The sequence below is a fragment of the Mycobacterium sp. genome, from assembly GCF_052145595.1.
Lineage (GTDB): Bacteria > Actinomycetota > Actinomycetes > Mycobacteriales > Mycobacteriaceae > Mycobacterium.
The window spans coordinates 1-16,822 of record NZ_JBKQOI010000071.1 but is presented as its reverse complement, the minus strand read 5'-3'; the positions used below and the strand labels follow the sequence as shown (position 1 = coordinate 16,822).

At 64.8% G+C, this 16,822-nt stretch carries 15 protein-coding genes; 8 read left to right on the top strand and 7 right to left on the bottom strand.

What is annotated here, in order from left to right:
• Nucleotide 1: 1 nt before the first annotated feature.
• The 3 genes from ACLP4W_RS05155 to ACLP4W_RS05145 are packed head-to-tail and all read right to left on the bottom strand — an operon-like array spanning nucleotide 2 to nucleotide 4,057.
• On the bottom strand, nucleotides 2–1,585 hold the full coding sequence (locus ACLP4W_RS05155) for a class I adenylate-forming enzyme family protein (RefSeq protein ID WP_442384768.1): 1,584 nt from the start codon (nucleotides 1,583–1,585) through the stop codon (nucleotides 2–4).
• A 44-nt stretch (nucleotides 1,586–1,629) separates the two neighbouring features.
• Nucleotides 1,630–2,871, bottom strand: coding sequence for a cytochrome P450 (locus ACLP4W_RS05150; RefSeq protein ID WP_442376021.1), 1,242 nt, complete (start codon nucleotides 2,869–2,871; stop codon nucleotides 1,630–1,632).
• Nucleotide 2,872: 1 nt separating this feature from the next.
• The gene (locus ACLP4W_RS05145) at nucleotides 2,873–4,057 is read right to left on the bottom strand and encodes an amidohydrolase family protein (RefSeq protein WP_442376020.1); all 1,185 of its coding nucleotides are present in this window, start codon (nucleotides 4,055–4,057) and stop codon (nucleotides 2,873–2,875) included.
• A gap of 170 nt (nucleotides 4,058–4,227) precedes the next feature.
• Here ACLP4W_RS05145 and ACLP4W_RS05140 point away from each other — a divergent pair, with 170 nt between their 5' ends.
• Nucleotides 4,228–5,253, top strand: a complete 1,026-nt coding sequence (locus tag ACLP4W_RS05140) for an acyl-CoA dehydrogenase family protein (protein ID WP_442376019.1) — start codon at nucleotides 4,228–4,230, stop codon at nucleotides 5,251–5,253.
• A gap of 3 nt (nucleotides 5,254–5,256) precedes the next feature.
• Complete coding sequence (locus ACLP4W_RS05135) at nucleotides 5,257–6,423, top strand: acyl-CoA dehydrogenase family protein (protein ID WP_442376018.1); 1,167 nt, start codon at nucleotides 5,257–5,259, stop codon at nucleotides 6,421–6,423.
• 4 nt (nucleotides 6,424–6,427) lie between these two features.
• On the opposite strand, the gene ACLP4W_RS05130 is transcribed toward ACLP4W_RS05135, so the two are convergent.
• On the bottom strand, nucleotides 6,428–7,354 hold the full coding sequence (locus tag ACLP4W_RS05130; protein WP_442376017.1) for an alpha/beta hydrolase: 927 nt from the start codon (nucleotides 7,352–7,354) through the stop codon (nucleotides 6,428–6,430).
• 117 nt (nucleotides 7,355–7,471) lie between these two features.
• On the opposite strand from ACLP4W_RS05130, the gene ACLP4W_RS05125 reads away from it, so the two are divergent.
• From ACLP4W_RS05125 to ACLP4W_RS05115, 3 genes are read left to right on the top strand one after another with little or no spacing between them, the layout of a single operon-like run.
• On the top strand, nucleotides 7,472–8,599 hold the full coding sequence (locus ACLP4W_RS05125) for an amidohydrolase family protein (protein WP_442384765.1): 1,128 nt from the start codon (nucleotides 7,472–7,474) through the stop codon (nucleotides 8,597–8,599).
• A gap of 22 nt (nucleotides 8,600–8,621) precedes the next feature.
• Complete coding sequence (locus ACLP4W_RS05120; protein WP_442384763.1) at nucleotides 8,622–9,884, top strand: cytochrome P450; 1,263 nt, start codon at nucleotides 8,622–8,624, stop codon at nucleotides 9,882–9,884.
• A 51-nt stretch (nucleotides 9,885–9,935) separates the two neighbouring features.
• Nucleotides 9,936–10,721 (top strand): enoyl-CoA hydratase, encoded by a 786-nt coding sequence (locus ACLP4W_RS05115; protein WP_442384761.1) that lies wholly within the window; start codon nucleotides 9,936–9,938, stop codon nucleotides 10,719–10,721.
• A 109-nt stretch (nucleotides 10,722–10,830) separates the two neighbouring features.
• On the opposite strand, the gene ACLP4W_RS05110 is transcribed toward ACLP4W_RS05115, so the two are convergent.
• The 3 genes from ACLP4W_RS05110 to ACLP4W_RS05100 form a co-directional block, all read right to left on the bottom strand.
• A complete protein-coding gene (locus tag ACLP4W_RS05110) occupies nucleotides 10,831–11,445 on the bottom strand; it encodes a cysteine hydrolase (protein ID WP_442384759.1) in 615 nt (204 codons plus the stop codon).
• Between the two features lie 148 nt (nucleotides 11,446–11,593).
• Complete coding sequence (locus ACLP4W_RS05105) at nucleotides 11,594–12,658, bottom strand: acyl-CoA dehydrogenase family protein (protein WP_442384757.1); 1,065 nt, start codon at nucleotides 12,656–12,658, stop codon at nucleotides 11,594–11,596.
• Nucleotides 12,655–13,806 carry an acyl-CoA dehydrogenase family protein gene (locus ACLP4W_RS05100; protein ID WP_442384755.1) on the bottom strand — a complete coding sequence of 384 codons (1,152 nt, stop codon included), beginning with the start codon at nucleotides 13,804–13,806 and terminating at the stop codon, nucleotides 12,655–12,657. Before ACLP4W_RS05100 ends, ACLP4W_RS05105 begins: the two co-directional genes overlap by 4 nt.
• Nucleotides 13,807–13,977: 171 nt before the next feature.
• Between ACLP4W_RS05100 and ACLP4W_RS05095 the strand changes: the two genes are divergently transcribed.
• The 3 genes from ACLP4W_RS05095 to ACLP4W_RS05085 form a co-directional block, all read left to right on the top strand.
• Nucleotides 13,978–15,198 (top strand): OB-fold domain-containing protein, encoded by a 1,221-nt coding sequence (locus ACLP4W_RS05095; protein ID WP_442384753.1) that lies wholly within the window; start codon nucleotides 13,978–13,980, stop codon nucleotides 15,196–15,198.
• Nucleotides 15,195–16,355, top strand: coding sequence for a thiolase C-terminal domain-containing protein (locus ACLP4W_RS05090; RefSeq protein WP_442384751.1), 1,161 nt, complete (start codon nucleotides 15,195–15,197; stop codon nucleotides 16,353–16,355). Before ACLP4W_RS05095 ends, ACLP4W_RS05090 begins: the two co-directional genes overlap by 4 nt.
• A gap of 10 nt (nucleotides 16,356–16,365) precedes the next feature.
• Nucleotides 16,366–16,822 (top strand): enoyl-CoA hydratase/isomerase family protein (locus tag ACLP4W_RS05085; RefSeq protein WP_442384749.1); only part of this gene is annotated, 457 nt, incomplete at its 3' end.

The window sequence follows — 16,822 nt, the reverse complement described above, 5'->3', positions numbered from 1 at the left end:
GTCAATCGGCGGTCAGGACCCGCACGAGTCCTTGGCGGTCGACTTTGCCGGTGGGAAGCATGGGCAGATCGGCCTCCGCGACAAGGCGAACGACCGTGGGAACCTTGAACGACGACAGGTTGCGGCGAGCGTGGGCGACGACGCTCTCGACCGACAATTGCGCACCGTTGGCGGGCACGACAGCGGCCCCGACTACCTGCCCGCGAACCTGGTGCGGTAGGGCGACCACAAAGCTATGCAGGACTTCAGGGATCGAATCCAACACGGATTCGACCTCAGCCGGCGACACGTTGGATCCCGCGGTCTTGATGAGAGTGCTTGCGCGGCCGGTGAAGTGCAGGTGGCCGGCATCGTCGAACCACCCCCGATCCCCGGTGGCATACCAGCCGTCGGGGCCGAACACCTCGTGGCGTTCCTGTTTGTAGATACCGCTCATCACGATCTGACCGCGAACGTGTATCTCGCCCTCTTGGCCGTCGGGCGCCTCGGTGCCGGAGGCGGGTTCGACGATCCGGTGCTGCACCAATCCCGGTAGCGGAATCCCGAATGAGCCACGCAGTTCCGGTGGTAGCGGGGTGTCGGGCACCTCGACCATCGTGTGCGGGCCGCCGGTCTCGGTCATGCCCAGCAGGTTGGGTGCGAGGTCAGGCTCGCGTGGCCGCCGGTCGGGTGGCAACGCCTCGAGCATGGTGCCGCCCCGTACGCTTGATAGGTCGCGGTTGGCGAAGTCGGGATGGTCGGCCATGGCCCGGCTTGCCTGCGACCAGCATGAGATGAACGTCGCCCGTTCCCGCTCCAACAGTGCCAGCGTGCTACCCGCTTCGAATACATCCTGCGCGAGGATAGCCGCGCCGGCCGAAAGCGCCTGCAGCACAACCATCGTCAGGCCGCCCACCCAGAAGAACGGCATCGGCGAATAGATGCGGTCGGTCGAGGTGACGCCGCGATGGCGCGCCAGAATGTAGGCGTGGCGTACCAAGCTCCCGTGCGAGTGCACGACGGATTTCGGCAGCGCCGTCGTCCCGGATGTGCTGACCACGACGAGGTCATCCGCGGGTACAACCTCGCCTTCGGCCGAATACGTAAGCGATGCAGCCGATTCCGTGTGCCGCGGCCACGGTGAGGCCCAGGCGCGCTCAGACCCCGGCCAGACGTGGATCCGGCGCAGATAGGGCGCTGCCGGCTCGGCAATCACGGCCCCCCCGTCGGTGAGGCCTGGCAGCGCGTCCTGCATGCGTTCGACGAGGTCGCGGTCGGCGATGGATCGGCCCATGAGTACTGTCTGCACGTCGGTGTGCCGCAACAGCCGCGCGAGTTCTGCACCGGGTGCGAAAGTCGACAGGGGAACGGTGAGTGCGCCGATTCGTGCGGCCGCGAGCCAGGAGATGAGCCACTGGGCGCAGTTGGCGAACAAGATCCCGACCCGGGTCCCTTTGCCGACACCGGAGGCCAGCAACGCGTCGGCCAACTCCATTGACGCGGTGTCGGCTTCGCCGAACGTCAGTCGCTCGTCGTCAGTGACGAGGAACTCGCCGTCGGCTTCGGCGCGCCTGATTCGCAGGAGCTCGGGGATGCTGGCCGGCATACCGTTCGGTGTCGAATCGTCCACTGCCGCAAGGACTCCGGCCATCAGCCGACGTGGACGGGGATGTGGGAGTAGCCGGCGACGTTGGACATGGTGACCCGGCGCAGGCCGTCGGTGTCGACCTCGAAGCGCGGCCAGTGCTGCTGCAGGTGCTGGAAGGCAACGCGGCTTTCGAGTCGCGCGAGCCAAGACCCGAGGCAGCTGTGCGCGCCGTAGCCGAATGCCAGCGTGGTGGCCCCGCCGCGCCGGATGTCGAACGCGTCGGGCTGCTGGTAGGCCCGCGGGTCACGGGTCGCGGCTCCGGTGACCAACAACGTGGGGGAGCCCGCCGGAATCGTCCCGCCGTCGAGGGTGACGTCGCGGGTGGCGAAACGCCCCTGATACTGGGATGGCGGATTAAGCCGCAACATCTCCTCGATCGCGCCGGGAATCAGTGTGGGATCAGCGAGCACCAACTCCCACTGGTCGGGGTTGCGGTGAAAGGCCATCACTCCGTTGCCCACCAACTTGGTGACGGTCTCACTACCGGCCGCGGCCAGAAGCACCGCGAACGTGGCGATGTCGTCGTCGCTGAGCCGGTGCGTCACCCCCGCCTCATCCTCGTAGGTGGCTGTGACCAGTCTGCTGATGATCAGGTCGTCGGGGTTACGGCGTTTCTCATGGGCGAGCTCCAGGAAGTACTCGCCCATCGCCATCGAATCGGCCACGCCACTTTCCGTGGCGAACGGGTTGTTTTCCTCCCGGTGCAGGAATCCGTCGGTCCACAACCGGATCTGCTGTCGTTCGCCGGCTGGGACGCCGAGCATCGAGGAGATGATCTCCACGGGGAACAGGACGGCGAAGTCGGCCACCACATCGAAGTTTTTCCTATCCTTCAGCGCGTCGATATAGGAGGTCACGACCTCCACCACGAGCGGCTCCAGATTGGCGATCGCTGCCTTGGTGAACACCTGCCGCACCAGTTTGCGCAGTCGCTCATGCTCCGGGGGGTCCATGATGATCAACATGTTGGTGCTGAACCGATGCCGCATCGACAGCGCATCCAAGGTCACCCCGTAGGCGCTGCTGAACGTCTCCCAATCCCGGTGCGCGGCAACAACATCCTCGTGGCGGGTCAGGGCGTAGAAGTCCCAGCGCTCGCTGTAGTAGACCGGCGCCTCATCGCGCATCCACCGGTAGGTCTCATACGGATCGTCGAAGAAGACATCCGAGTACGGGTTGAACTCCGCCGGGGCGCCGTCTTCACGCGTTCTCGTTGCGTGCGGCGCGCTCCGATCCGTTGACATCTCAGGCGTCCACCCGCATCGCGTTCGACAGCGTTCCGCCCATTACTATGGCGATTTCGTCGTCGCCCAGTTCGCGACGGCGATCCGCGTAGCTGAGCGGTTCGGCCAGGCCCTCGGGATGTGGGTAGTCCGAGCCGAAGAAGATGTGGTCGATCGGCACCAGTTTCGCGAGCTCGACCACATTCTCTTCCCAAAACGGGTTGAAATAGACGCAGCGCCGGATCGCTTCCAGCGGGTCCTCGCTATAGAGCTGGGGCATTTTCTTGTGCGTATCGCTGAGATTATTGAAAAGCCTTGGCAACCATGTTGTTCCGTTCTCCACCATAGCGATACGCAGCTCTGGGAAGCGGGTGAGCAAACCGTGGCAGGCCAGCGCCGCGACGGCGTCCTCCGCCGGGTTGCGCGCAAGACTGTAGTACGAGCGGAATGGAGTGGGCTGGAAGGGACGGAACTCGCCGCCGCCTTCCCAGTCGTTGGCGTAGCGAGAGTAGCCGCTGTCTGAGGCGTGCATGACGACCAGCACGCCAGTATCGCTGACCCGCTTCCAGAACGGGTCGAACTCTGGAAGGGCGAACGAGCGCGGACCGTGCAGTCCGGGAACCGGGGCCGGCCGAATCAAGACCGCGCGGGCACCCCGTTCGAGCACCCAGTTCAGTTCTTCGATCGCCTTCTCGACGATCGGCAGGGTGATGATCGGAGTGGTGAAGATCCGGTCCTTGAAGTTGAAAGACCATGTCTCGTCCAGCCACTGGTTCAACGCGTGGATGATCGTGTGCGTCGCTTCGGGGTGATCCCGGAACCGCTCCTCGACCAGGCTGGCCAGCGTCGGGTACATCATCGACTTGTCGATGCCCTGTTCATCGAGCAGCGCCAGCCGGGGTCCCGGCTCACGCATCGCGGGGGTTGCCTCGATCGCCTTGCCCAGGATCTCCCGGTGGCTCTTGCCTTCCGGGTTGCCGTTGTGGAAGTAGTCCTCTTGGGCGCCCGGCGCGGCGACCTTATCGAAGGTCGGGTTGGGGATGTAATCGCTGATCTGGCCGAGGGTGGCGATCTTCGTGCGGCCGTCGACCTCGACGTATCGGATCGCACCGCGGTACTCGGATGGAAGGAATTTGGTCAACGCATCGCGAGTCTCATACATATGGTTGTCGCCGTCGAAGACCGGAAAACCCAGCTTCTGTGTCATCGTCGAACTCCTCGGTCGGCCGTGCCTATTGCGCTCGACAGTAACATCGAGTGCGTAAGAAGAGAACAATGCGCTACTTTTTTGCATGTACCAACTCCGCCAGGAGTAATGTGCTCGGTACGGCAGTCCCGCTCTTGCCGTCGAGCCCTCGGACACGGGAGGAATCTGGTGTGGACCTGCGGTTGAGCGAAGAGCAACGTGCGGTCCGCGAGACTTTCGCAGCGCTCTTCCGGAAGGAGGCGACGCCACAGCGCGTCCGGGCGGCGGAGTCGTCGGGCTTGGACAAGGACCTGTGGCGGCGCTTCAGCGAGACGGAAGCGCTCGGGATCGGCGTGGCGTCGGATTGCGGCGGCGTGGGCGGGGGTCTGCTCGAGCTGGCGCTAGTAGCGGAGGAGGCGGGCCGCCGCCTCGCCCCGATACCGATCGCCGAGACCGCGGCCGCGGCGCGACTGCTGGGCCGGCTTGGGGAAAAGGAGCTGATCGGCCCGGTGCTGACCGGCTCGTCTATCGTGTCGCTGGCCACCGGACCTGGACCGGTCGAGAAGCAACTGCTCGTCGACGGAGCGATCGCGGATGCGATTCTCGCCGTCGAGGGGGGTTCTCTGCTTTATGCGATACGGCCGGCCGGGCTGGCCCGAACCCCACGGCCCAACTTCGGCGGGTTGGCGTTGGCCCGATGGCCCGAAGGCTGCGAGCGCCGCTGCCTGGCCGAGGGCGATTCGGCCCGGACGATGTTCGCCACAGCCCTTGATGAGGTCCGCGTGCTGCGGGCGGCGGCACTGATCGGACTGGCCGCCGAGGCCGTGCGCATCGGCTCTGATTACGCGAAGGTGCGTCACGCGTTCGGGCAGCCCATCGCGATGTATCAGGCCGTCGCTCACCCCTTCGCCGACGCTGTCGCGGCGTTGGACGGGGCACAACTGTTGATCCAAAAGGCCTGTTGGGCGATGGATTCGGGGCAAGCTGACGGGCCGGCGTTGGCCTCGATGGCGTTCGTATTCGCCGCCGAGACCGCATATGAGGCAGCCGGACACAGCCTTCACGTCCACGGCGGGTACGGCTTCATGGAGGAGTACGACATCCAGCTCTACTACCGACGCGCCAAAGCGTGGGCGGTCGCATTCGCCGATCCGCGGCGCGAACTGCTCACCCTTGCTGACAGGCGCTTCGGCCCGGTGAGCACAGGAAGTCACTGAGCCATGGACTTCAGCGAACCCGCGAGCTGGGCCCGAATCCGCAGCGCAGCAGAAGAATTCGTCGCACGGTATGTCACCCGCGCGGTGATCGAAAACGAGCGACGCACCGGAGACGGTGCCGACCGGGAGCTGACGCGAAAGCTGGGGGAGCGCGGATGGATCGCCCCGGCCTGGCCGGTGGTGCAGGGTGGGGCCGGACTCGATCAATTCGAGACCGCTGTGCTGTTGGATACGCTGCGCCGGGGAGGCGTTCCTACGATCGGGCCCGGGACGACGATGCTGCCCGCCAACGCGATCAGGGCCGCGGGCTCAGCAGAGCTGAAGGCCAGGATTTTGCCGAGCGTTGCGGCTGGCGAGATTCTTATCTGCCTCGGCTACACCGAACCCGCGGGCGGATCTGATGTCTTCGCCTGCGCGACCCGCTCCGAGCGAGACGGTGAAGATTGGATCGTCAACGGCCAGAAGATCTTCACCACCTTCGCGCATCTCGCCGACTACTGCTTTCTGCTCACCCGCTCGGCGCCGGGGTCCGCCGGCACCCGGGGCCTGACGATGCTGCTGGTACCGCTGGATTCAGCCGGTATCGAAATCCGGCCGGTGCACACCATGGGCCATGAACGCACCAACATCGTGTTCTACAACGACGTGCGGGTCGACGACGCCAACAGGGTTGGCGAAGCGCACCAGGGCTTTTCGGTGATGCTGGCCGCGTTGGAGGCCGAGCAGAACGTCGCGCCCGCCTCACGGACGGGATTGGTGGCAGCCGATGCGCTCGAATTCGCCCGCACGCATCGGGGAACGGACGGCACCGCGCTCATCAACGATCCCCTGGTGCGCGAGCGCCTGGCCCATGTGGCGATGCAGGCCGAGGTAGCCGATCTGCTCGCCTTGCGGGTGGCGTTCCTGGACGCCGAAGGCGACAAGCCGGGCCCGGTGTCGGCGCTGTTCGGTCCTGAAAGCTATGTGCGGGCGTCCGCCGCCGCCGCCGATATCGCCGGAACCGCGGGCATGCTGGATTGGACTGACCCAGAGGCTCCCGTTGACGGCGCGCTGGATGCCCATTACCGCAGCGCAGTCGCAACGACGATTTACGGCGGTTCCAGCGAAGTGCTGCGCAGCCTGATCGTCGAGAACAGGTTAGGGCTACCCCGCAGCCGTCCACGCCGCTGACACGTCAGCGGAATTGGCGGGCCAACCAATCCGCACTGTCGCGCGCGGCGCATTTGGCCACTGCGCAGTCGGCGAACATATCGAACCCGTGAATCGCGCCGGCGTAGACGTGAAGCTCCGTCGGCACGCCGGCCCGGCACAGGCGAGCGGCAAAATCGATCGACTCGTCTCGAAGGCAGTCCGCCGTGCCCACGCTGATGAAGGTCGGCGGTAGGCCCGCCAGATCGGCGGCCCTGGCGGGAACCGCGTCCGGCGGCACGTCGTCTGTTCCGTAGCGCTCGCCCAGATAGCTGCGCCAGCCGAATGCGTTGGACTCCCGACTCCACATTGGAAGGCCGTCGAGCGCGCTCGACGGCGTGGTCATCCGGTCATCGAGCATCGGGTATTCGAGGTATGCGAATCCCAGACCATCGAGCCTCTGGTCCCGCCAACGCAGCCCGAGAGCGGCGGCCAGTAACCCGCCGGCGCTGCGTCCACCGACCCCGATACGGCGCGGGTCCAACCGCAGATCGGCCGCGTGATCAACGATGTACCTCAGTCCGCTGTCGCAGTCGTCTAGTGGCAGCGGATAGGGCGCTTCCGGTGCCAACCGGTATTCGACGCTGACGCAGGCGCAGGACAGCGAGCGGCACCACTCGTTGAGGCGGGCGTTATCCATAAAGCGGTTTCCGATCACCGTCCCGCCGCCATGCATCCAGTACAGGGTCGGCAGGTCACCGGCAGCGCCGCGGGGACGCAGCAGGGTCAGCGCGACCCCCCCGTCGGGATGGGTTGTGAGGTCGACGCACTCGATGTCGGGTGCCGGCACGGGCGGGAACGGGGCGTTCTGACGCATCATCGGCACGGTCTCGGTGGAGAAGACGAAATCGGGCAGATCGCGGACGGCTTCGCGAATTTCGGGGTCGAGTGCTTCTCGACGCAGCATGACCATCAACCGCCTCCCAGCACATGCGGTTACTTCACCGCGGCGTCAGCATAGTATGCCCGTTGCATCTGGCGCAGGTAGCGTTCTACTGTTGAGATGCGATGCCTCTCAGAAAGAGATCACATGCTTCCCGAAGACGCACGAATCATCTCGGTCGACGACCATGTCATCGAGCACCCGCGGGTTTGGCTTGACCGGCTGCCCTCAAAGTACGAAGACGTGGCGCCACGCATCGTCAAGCTCCCTGACGGAAACGACACCTGGCTCTACGAGGGCAAGCAATCCGGCAACTTCGCTCTCAACGCGGTGGCGGGTAAGCATCCGCGCGATTTCGGGATGGATCCGCGCAGCTACGACGACATGCTGCCCGGCTGCCACCACATCGCCGACCGCATCAAGGACATGGACATCGAGGGCACCTGGGCCCAACTGTGCTTTCCGAACTTCGGCGGATTCGCCGGCAGCACGTTCTACGCCGCCGAGGACAAGGACTTCGCGAAGCTGTGCATCAGCGCCTACAACGACTTCATCCTCGATGAGTGGTGTGCCTATGCTCCCGAGCGCCAGATCCCGTTGATCATGGTCCCATTCTGGGACATCGACGCGTCGGTGGCCGAGATCGAACGCACCGCCGCCAAGGGTGCGAAGTCGGTTTCGTTTATCGAGGCGCCGCACAAACTAGGCTTGCCGTCGTTCCACACCGACCATTGGGATCCCATCCTGCGCATCTGCGAGGAAGCCGAACTTCCGCTGTCGATGCACTTCGGCTCCGGCGGCATGCCGCAGGGGCTCGCGCCGGACGGCGATATGTTCATCAGCATCGCGCTTTTCGGGGTGAACTCGATGATGGCAACCGTCGACCTGTTGATGTCCGACGTGTTCTACAAGTTTCCCAAGCTCAAAGTAGCGCTTTCTGAGGGCGGCATCGGCTGGATGCCGTATCTACTGGAACGCATCGACTACTCCTGGGGCCGACACAAGTACTGGTGCAACATCAACGCCGACAAGCTTCCCTCCGAGCTATTCCGGGAGCACATTTACGGCTGTTTCATCTCCGACCAGTCGGGTATCGAGCAACGGCACCGGATCGGCATCGACAACATCATGTTCGAAAGCGACTATCCGCACTCGGACTCCAACTGGCCGCACACCCGCAAGTTGCTTGCAGAGCACCTCGTCGATGTGCCCGACGATGAGGCCCGAAAGATCGTCGAGCTCAATGCCCGCACGCTGTACCGCTTTTGGAACTGAGGCAAACATTGACCGAGACACGATGAGTGCGAATGGATCCGATTTCATGTTCGACCCGTTCAAGCCCGGACCACGAGATCAGCTGCCGCAGGTACTCGCCGAATTGCGGGAGCGATTTCCCGTCTACCACACCAGCTCTGACATCTGGGTGGTGTCGCGGTTCGACGATGTCAAGGCGGTCCAGTCGAATCCGCAGCAGTTCTCGTCGCGACCCAACCCCTACGAGGGATCCGCGCCGCCCGATGAAGAGATGAAACCCGAGGTGGTCGAGCGATTGCTCGCGCTGGCCGCGGGCATCCCGGTGGACATGGCCGAGATGGCTTCCGCGAAGACCATCGCCGCGGCCGACCCGCCCCAACACACCCGGATGCGCCGCATCGTCAGCAGGGGATTCACGCCGCCGCGCATCAAGGAGATGGCGACTGCGATTGAGGAGATCGTCCTGCGCTGTTTGGCCGGAATCGAGGACCAACCCGCCTTCGACGTGGTGGAGCGCCTCGCCGTTCCGCTGCCTGTCGAAATGATCTGCCACATCCTCGGCATCGACGGCAACCACTACAGCCAGGCCAAGCGCTGGTCGGACGCGTTCGCCGCTGCAGCGGGTGGGGTGTTCAGCAGCCCCGCCGAGCGCAACGAATTGATGTTGGCAACGATCAAAGAGTTCAGCACGTATTTCGTTCCACTCATCGAGGAACGTCGCGCAGAACCCAAGGGCGACTTGGTCAGTGCCATGGTGGCGGCGATCGACAACGAGTCGCTAAGCAATGTCGAAACACTGATGGTCGCAATCACCATCATGGTCGCCGGCAACGAGACGACGACGAATCTGATCGGCAACACCGTGGTCGAGCTCCTCTCTTGCCCGGACCAGCTCAAGTTGTTGCTCGACGATCCCGGACTGCTGCCCAATGCGGTGGACGAAGCCAATCGATTGACCTCCCCGATCCAATTCGCCTTCCGTGAGGCGACCGAAGACAACGAGATCGCCGGCACCCCAATCCCCAAGGGCGCAATTATCGCGTTGCATATGGCTGCGGCCAACCGAGATCCGCGCCGATTCGATGATCCCGACCGCTTCCTGATCACCCGGCCCCCTGGCAAGAACTTGGCATTCGGGCACGGCATCCACTTCTGTTTGGGTGCGCACCTCGCCGGTCAGGAGGTGCGCGCCGCGGTCGGCGGGTTACTTCCGTACCTCGACCGGCTCGAGATAGCCGGAACGCTGAAACGCAACCCGACGGCGCTGCTGAACGGTTGGCAAAAGGTCGAGCTCGCGTGGGTTTAGGGACATGGGCGTGGCCTACATGAGCGATAACGAATTCTCCAGGCCCGCATCATGGTTGCCTTGAACCAGCTTGTCTTGCTGGAGGACCGCGGCGCGGTCCGGGTGCTGACGATGAACCGTCCCGAGGCGCGAAACGCGTTGAACACCGACTTGATCAGCGCCTTGCACGCTGCTTTGATCGACGCCGATCGCGATATGTCCGTGCGTGCAGTCGTGCTGACAGGCGCGGATCCGGCGTTCTGTGCCGGACTGGATCTCAAGCAGGTGCAGCGCGATGGGGCGGCCTATTTCGAACGGCTTCACGCCGAGAACTGCATCACCAAGGTCGCCCAGTTGAGCAAGCCGGTCCTCGGAGCGATAAACGGGGCGGCGATTACCGGCGGCATGGAGATGGCACTCGGGTGCGACTTTCTCGTGGCGTCCGATCAAGCCGTCTTCGCCGACACCCATGCCCGGGTGGGAATCCTGCCCGGTGCAGGCATGACTGCGCGGCTGCCCGGCATTATCGGAGCCGGTATGGCCCGAAGGCTGTCGATGACCAGTGAGGTCATCGATGCCTCTCGAGCGGAGACGATGGGTCTGGTCACAGAGGTCGTTGCACACACGCAGCTGCTGAATCGGATTGTCGAGTTGGCAACGCAAATCTGTGAAGTATCGCCACCAGTCATGCAGGGGCTCAAAGCGATGTACGTGACTGGAGCTGCCGCGATCATCAACCCCGCCCTGGCGGCCGAGCAGACTATCGCCACCACCGTTGCCAGGCATACCGACGACTTGGGCGAGCGCTATCGACAAGTCGCAGAACGTAACCGACGCCAGATCCGTCGGCCAAGCTGAGGTCGAGCCGCTTTCGTAGCTCTGATGCCATCAACATCCCTTCGGTGTATCCGCGAGTCGCGTCACGTCGGCGCGAAAAATCGTGAGCAGGTGCTCGACCTCTTTGATGTCATCCTGACGCCCACTCCGCGGTCAGCGCCTCGATCGTCGTGATCGTGGCCAACATCGCCATCGTGTGCGTGATTGCTAAGTCGGCGTAGACGGGGGGAGTGCCGCCGACGGCGTCGCGGGGCACGACCACCCGATACCCCATCTGGGACATGTGGCCGGCGGTGAAGGGTAGCGCGAGATTCAGTGACACACCGGCAAGGACGACGGTGCGCACTCCGAGGCTGGCCAGTACTGGCAGCAATTCGGTGTCGAGAGTCGGATACAACCCATGATGGCGGGCGACAACGAGGTCGTCGGGCCCCAGCAATTCCGGGATGACCTGGGTGGGTGCACTGCCGGGCGTCCACCCCTCGGTGGCCGGCCCAAGAGCGCGCCAGATCCGTGCCGAGCCGACATGGTCGCTTCCGAGCAGGCCCTCGAAGGTGGCGTGGATAACCACGACCCCACTGCTTCGTGCTGCGGTCAGCACCCGACCGATGTTGCCTACCAAATCTCGGGTGTCGGCACCAAGCGCCGGGAGCACCGAGTTGGGTCCCATCACGCCGTTCTGGCACTCCACACAAACCACCGCGGTGGTGGACGATTCTGCGATCCGTCGGGACGTGGACGACATCGGGTTCCTTTCCGTCACACTCTTGTTGACGCACTTCGATGCACGGTCGCGCCTAAGGCCGATATGAAGCCGGCGGCATATTTGACGACGCGTCCCCGTGCACCACAGCCCAGCTTGCGCCGAAGTGCTCGGGTTCTTCGAGTTCTCGTCACTGTATGGCGATGTCCCACAGGGCTTGCGTCGCAATGCCGGCAGCGCCCAGCCGGTAGGCATGCTCGGTCGTGCTACCGAACTCGTCGATCCAGGCCTGCGCGCGCAAGGTCGCGAGCCAGAGTGGGTGTTCCGCGGTGACGCCGATGGCGCCGTGTAGCTGATGGGCGATCGTAGTCACCGGATCAACCACCTGCCCGAGCACGACCTTTGCGACCGTGACGGCGTGGCGGGTCTGCGGAGCGGCGAAACCGTATTCGTCGGCGGCGGCGACGGCCACTGTCGTTACCGCGCGTGCGCGTTCGATGTCACCGGCCATGGTGGCCAGGGCATGTTGCACCGCCTGGAAGGCGCTCAATGGACGCCCGAACTGCGATCGTTCCCGGGTGTGAGCAACGGTGAGCTCGGCGGCGGCATCCAGGGCGCCGATCGTCTGGCAGCAGCGCGCCCATGCACCGCGACAGGACAACTCGTCGGCGATCGGTGTGGGCAGGGCGATCAACTGATCGGCCGAGATGGCGAATTCGACTGTCCCGCAGGGCTCACCGGCCAGATTGTGGCTGGCCTCCATCTCGGGTTCGTGCATGATCCCTACGTGCAGCGCGTCCGCGGTGCGCACTGCCAGGACGACAGCGGCCGCCTGCTGCGCCCACGGCACCCTGGCGGCTGTTCCGGCGATTGTGCCGTTCGACATGGCACCCTGCGCGATCGCGACCGTCAACGGCCCCGGAGGCGCCTCGAACCCGGCTTTGCCTACGAGCCAGCACGCCATCAGATCGGTCTCGGCGATCGGTACCGCCGCGGCATGGCGCGCCAGCCCGCGGAGTACCACCGCGGCGTCAGCGGGGGTCGCCTCGAGGTCGGGTGTGCTGGTCAGCCGGTCCAGGCCGGTCTCGGCCAGTGCGCGCCACAGGGCGTCGTCGAAGTGGTCGGGGCGGCCGCGGTGGCCGATGCGCGCATCGAAGGACCGGCGACCGATGTCGTCGACGAGCTGTCGCAGTTCGATTGAGTCATCGTTGGTTGGTGCACTGTCGATCACCCCACCGGACAGCCACGTACTCAACGCAATCCCATCCCTCGTGCGACGACGCCCCGCAGTACTTCGTTCGTGCCGCCGCGCAGCGTGAACATCGGTTTGTGCAACCGGCCGGCGTCGAGCATCGCGCGAAGCCGCGGTTCCAGAGGAAGGCCGTCGACAAGGTCGGCGACCCTTTCCACCGACTCCTGCTCGAAGCGGGTACCGAGATCTTTGACCAGTGCCGCCCGGTTGGTCTGGTCGATACCGTCGGACAGCGAGCGGGCGACCGAGATCGACAGCTGCCGAAGGGAAATCAGGCGCGCCAGCAGGCGACCGACATCGGCAACGGTGCGGCGGTCCGGCGGCGATGGAGATTGCGACAATGCGTGCAGGCACTCCGCGATGAGGGGGGCAGTGGACAGGATCCGCTCGGGACCGCTGCGTTCGAACGACAACTCGGCCGTCACCTGGTGCCAGCCGTTGCCGATCTCGCCGAGCACGTCGGCGTCGGGGACGAACACGTCCTCGAAGACGGTCTCGTTGAAATGATGGTCGCCGTCCATCGAGACGATCGGCTCGATGCGCACGCCCGGCGCATCGGTCGGCACGATGAACTGGCTGAAGCCGGAGTGCCGCTGCTGTGTCTCGACGGGGCTGGATCGAGCCAGCACCACGATCTGGTGGGCGCGGTGTGCGCCACTAGTCCAAACCTTTCTGCCGTTGAGTATCCAGCCGCCGTCGGTGCGGTTGGCCATGGTCGAAGCTGCGGCAAGGTCGGAGCCGGCCTGCGGCTCGCTCATCCCGATCGCCGAGAACAGGCGTCCTTTCGCGATCCGCGGCAGAATCCGTTGTCGCTGTTCGTCAGTGCCGTAGGTCATCAGCGCGGGCGCGACTTGGCGGTCGGCCACCCAGTGCGCAGCCACCGGAGCGCCGTGCGCGAGCAGTTCCTCGGTCACGACGTAGCGCTGGAGGTGGCCGCGTCCTTGTCCGCCGTAGACGGTAGGGATGGTCAAACCCAGGAAGCCGGCGTCGCCGAGTCTGGCGCTGAAGGCCTCGTCCCATCGCGACAGCCAGGCGTCGACCGTCGGCTGCCACCCGAACTCAGCGCGGTCGTTGCGCAAGAAGTCGCGAATCGACGCCCGTAGTGCCGTCAGTTCGGGTTCGCTGACGGTCAGTTCCTCGAACACGCTCACCGGGTCGACGGTATCGCCGGCAGCGGCACCACGGGGCGGATAGAAGTTCTGTGTCAGGTCCGCGGTCCTTTCGTCATTCCTGCTGCAATGCGGCCCGCGCTTGCTCAGAATGCTATAACTATATACCTTATTAAGGTATACCGAATCGCACGCGAGCGAGGTTTGACGGCTGTGAGTGAGATCCAATCTGTGGGCACTTATCTGCCCCCGTGGCGTCACCATGACCGGCGGGTGGCGGGTCCTGACGAAGACGCTCTCACCATGGCGGTGGCAGCGGGGCGCGCCGCTGATCCGAACGCCTCGGCGCATTGTGTCGTGATGGTGTCGCGGGACTTCCCGTTACTGGAGGGCGGTAACGGTGCGGTACTGCTGGCCGGCCTATCGTTACCCGCCGATGTACAGGTCACCGAGGTGCTCGGTGGTGCTCCGGCGGTGCTGGACCAGCTCGTCGCCGCCGCCGCGGGCACGCTTGTCGTCGCCGCTGACGACTCAGACAACGCCGCAGGTGCGGCGGCCGTGTTGCTGGGAGATGACGGCGCCGCCATCGCACCCGTCGCCCGGCGGAATCGCAGCCTGCCCACCCTGGCTCGTGGCCAGGACGGCGTCCGCCACACCTATGCCGATCCGCGGCTGCAACGCGAGGTCGGTGTGAAATCGACGCTGGCCCGCCTCAACCTCCCCGACTCACCAGTGGTTGCGGTGGTTGCCGGTGTCAAGGCCAAGGAACTCGGGTTGGGCTTCGATACCGTTGCCGCTCAAGAAGACCCGAGCATCTCAGCCGCCGCGGTGATCCGGCTGATCGCGGCTGCGATCGAAAGTCGCTCCGACGGCCTGATTCTCGCGATCGAGCAGTCGATGGTGACCGTCGCGCACCTGACGAACACCGCGACCGCGCCTGCAGTAAGCCGTGACGAGACACTCGTGGGTGAGCTGCCCAAAACCCGCACCGCCGAGGGCACCGGGATGCCCATCTCGTTGGCCGCATATGCTCGCGCATTTGAACCCAAACTGCGCTGGGAGGCCGCAATATTCGACGAGAGACCGGGCATCGACTCGGCTCCGGTGTTCCCACCGCGCGCGCGGGTCGATTCGGCCGGCGCACTGGCCACCGAGTACCGGTTGGAGCCGTTGCCCCGCGCCGGAACCATCTACACGCAGACCACGATCCGTATTCCGGTTCCGGATCTGCCGAGCCCGTACTCCTTAGCGGTCGTCCAACTCGATGACAGCCCGGTACGGGTGCTGCTGAAGCTGACCGGCGCAGTCGCCGGCGGGTCTAGCATCGGTCAGGCCGGTTCGGTCGTCCTGCGCAGGATCGCCACCCGTGCGGGCATCCCCGACTACGGATACGCGTTCTGGCCGGGCCGCGAATCGCAAGGTGCGTCGCGATGAGGCGCGTGGCGATGGTCGGCGCAGGCATGACGCCCTTCGCCGAACACTTTGAGCTGGGTATCAAGGATCTGATCCCGATGGCCTACGCCGATTGTGTGTCACACGTCGACAAGGGCATCGACAAGTCCGAGATCGAGGCGGCCTGGTTCGGCGAGCTGTCGACCACCGACGGTTTCCCGTCCGGGATTCTGGCGGACACCCTCGACCTCACCGACATCCCGGTGACCCGCGTCGAGAACGCTTGCGCAACCGGTAATGACGCTATCCGCAACGGCACACTGGCGATCGCATCCGGACTCTACGATGTGGTGCTCGTGGTGGGTGCGGACAAGGTGCGCGAGACGGCCTCGAACACAACGTTTTGGGAATGGGCGGGCATGACCCGCGATTCGGCGTGGGACTATCCACTGGGCCTGGTGGCGCCCGCCAACTTTGCGCTGCACGTCGCACGCTATCTGCACGAATCGCCGGCCACCAAGGAGCACATGGCCATGGTCGCGGTCAAGAACCACTTCCATGCGGTGTCGAACCCGAAAGCTCAGCTGCGCTATGAGATTACCGTCGAGCAGGCGCTGGCCGCGCCGATGGTGGTGGATCCGTTCGGGCTGTACGACTGCACGCCGCAGAGTGACGGCGCGGCCGCGGTGATCCTGGTGGCCGAGGACGTCGTCGACCACTACACCGATCGACCGGTGTGGGTTCGTGGCGTCGGGCTGGGTATGGACCGGGTGATGCACCAGCACAAGGCGGACATGACCTCGTTTCCGCCGACGGTGCGGGCGGCCAAAGCAGCGATGGCCATGGCGGGGACAACCCCGCGCGATGTGAACGTCGCCGAAGTCCACGACTGCTTCACTGGGGTGGAGTTGATCAGCTATGAGGATCTCGGCTTCGCTAATCGGTTCGAGGCCTACAAGATCGTCGAAGGTCGAGAACACTACGTCGGAGGTTCGATCCCGATAAATCCGAGCGGTGGGCTCAAGGCCAAGGGACATCCACCGGGCGCGACGGGGATCGCGCAGTGCTACGAACTGTTCAACCAGCTGCGGGGTGAGGCCGAGAATCAGGTCGACGGCGCGCGAGTAGCATTGGCGCACAACATCGGTGGACCCACTGCTGTCTCGGCCGTGACGATCCTTTCCAACGACAAAGGCTAGGAACTCAGAAATGACCAGTTCGTCTGCGCTCTCCACCTTGTCCGGCTACGAAGACTTCGCCCCGTGGCTGCTGGTCGAGAAGGCCGGCGCTGTCCACGTCGCGAGCATCAACCGCCCCGACGCCCTGAATGCCGTCAACGAGGAATTACACCATGCCTTCGCTGGCATCTGGCAGGCGCTGGAGGCCGACGATGACGTCCGGGCGGTCGTCACCACCGGCGTGGGCAAGGCGTTCTCGGCTGGCGGCGACATGGTCATGTTCGGCCGTCTGATCGACGACCCGGAGGCGCGAGCATTCCAGATCGCAGAGGCGCGAACGGTTTTCCAGGCGGTCATCAACTTCGGCAAGCCACTGGTGTCGGCGGTCAACGGGGCCGCGGTCGGCCTCGGGTGCTCCATCGCATTGTTGTCCGATCTGCTGGTGATGGGCGAAAGCAGCTATCTCGCCGATCCCCATGTGCCGGTGG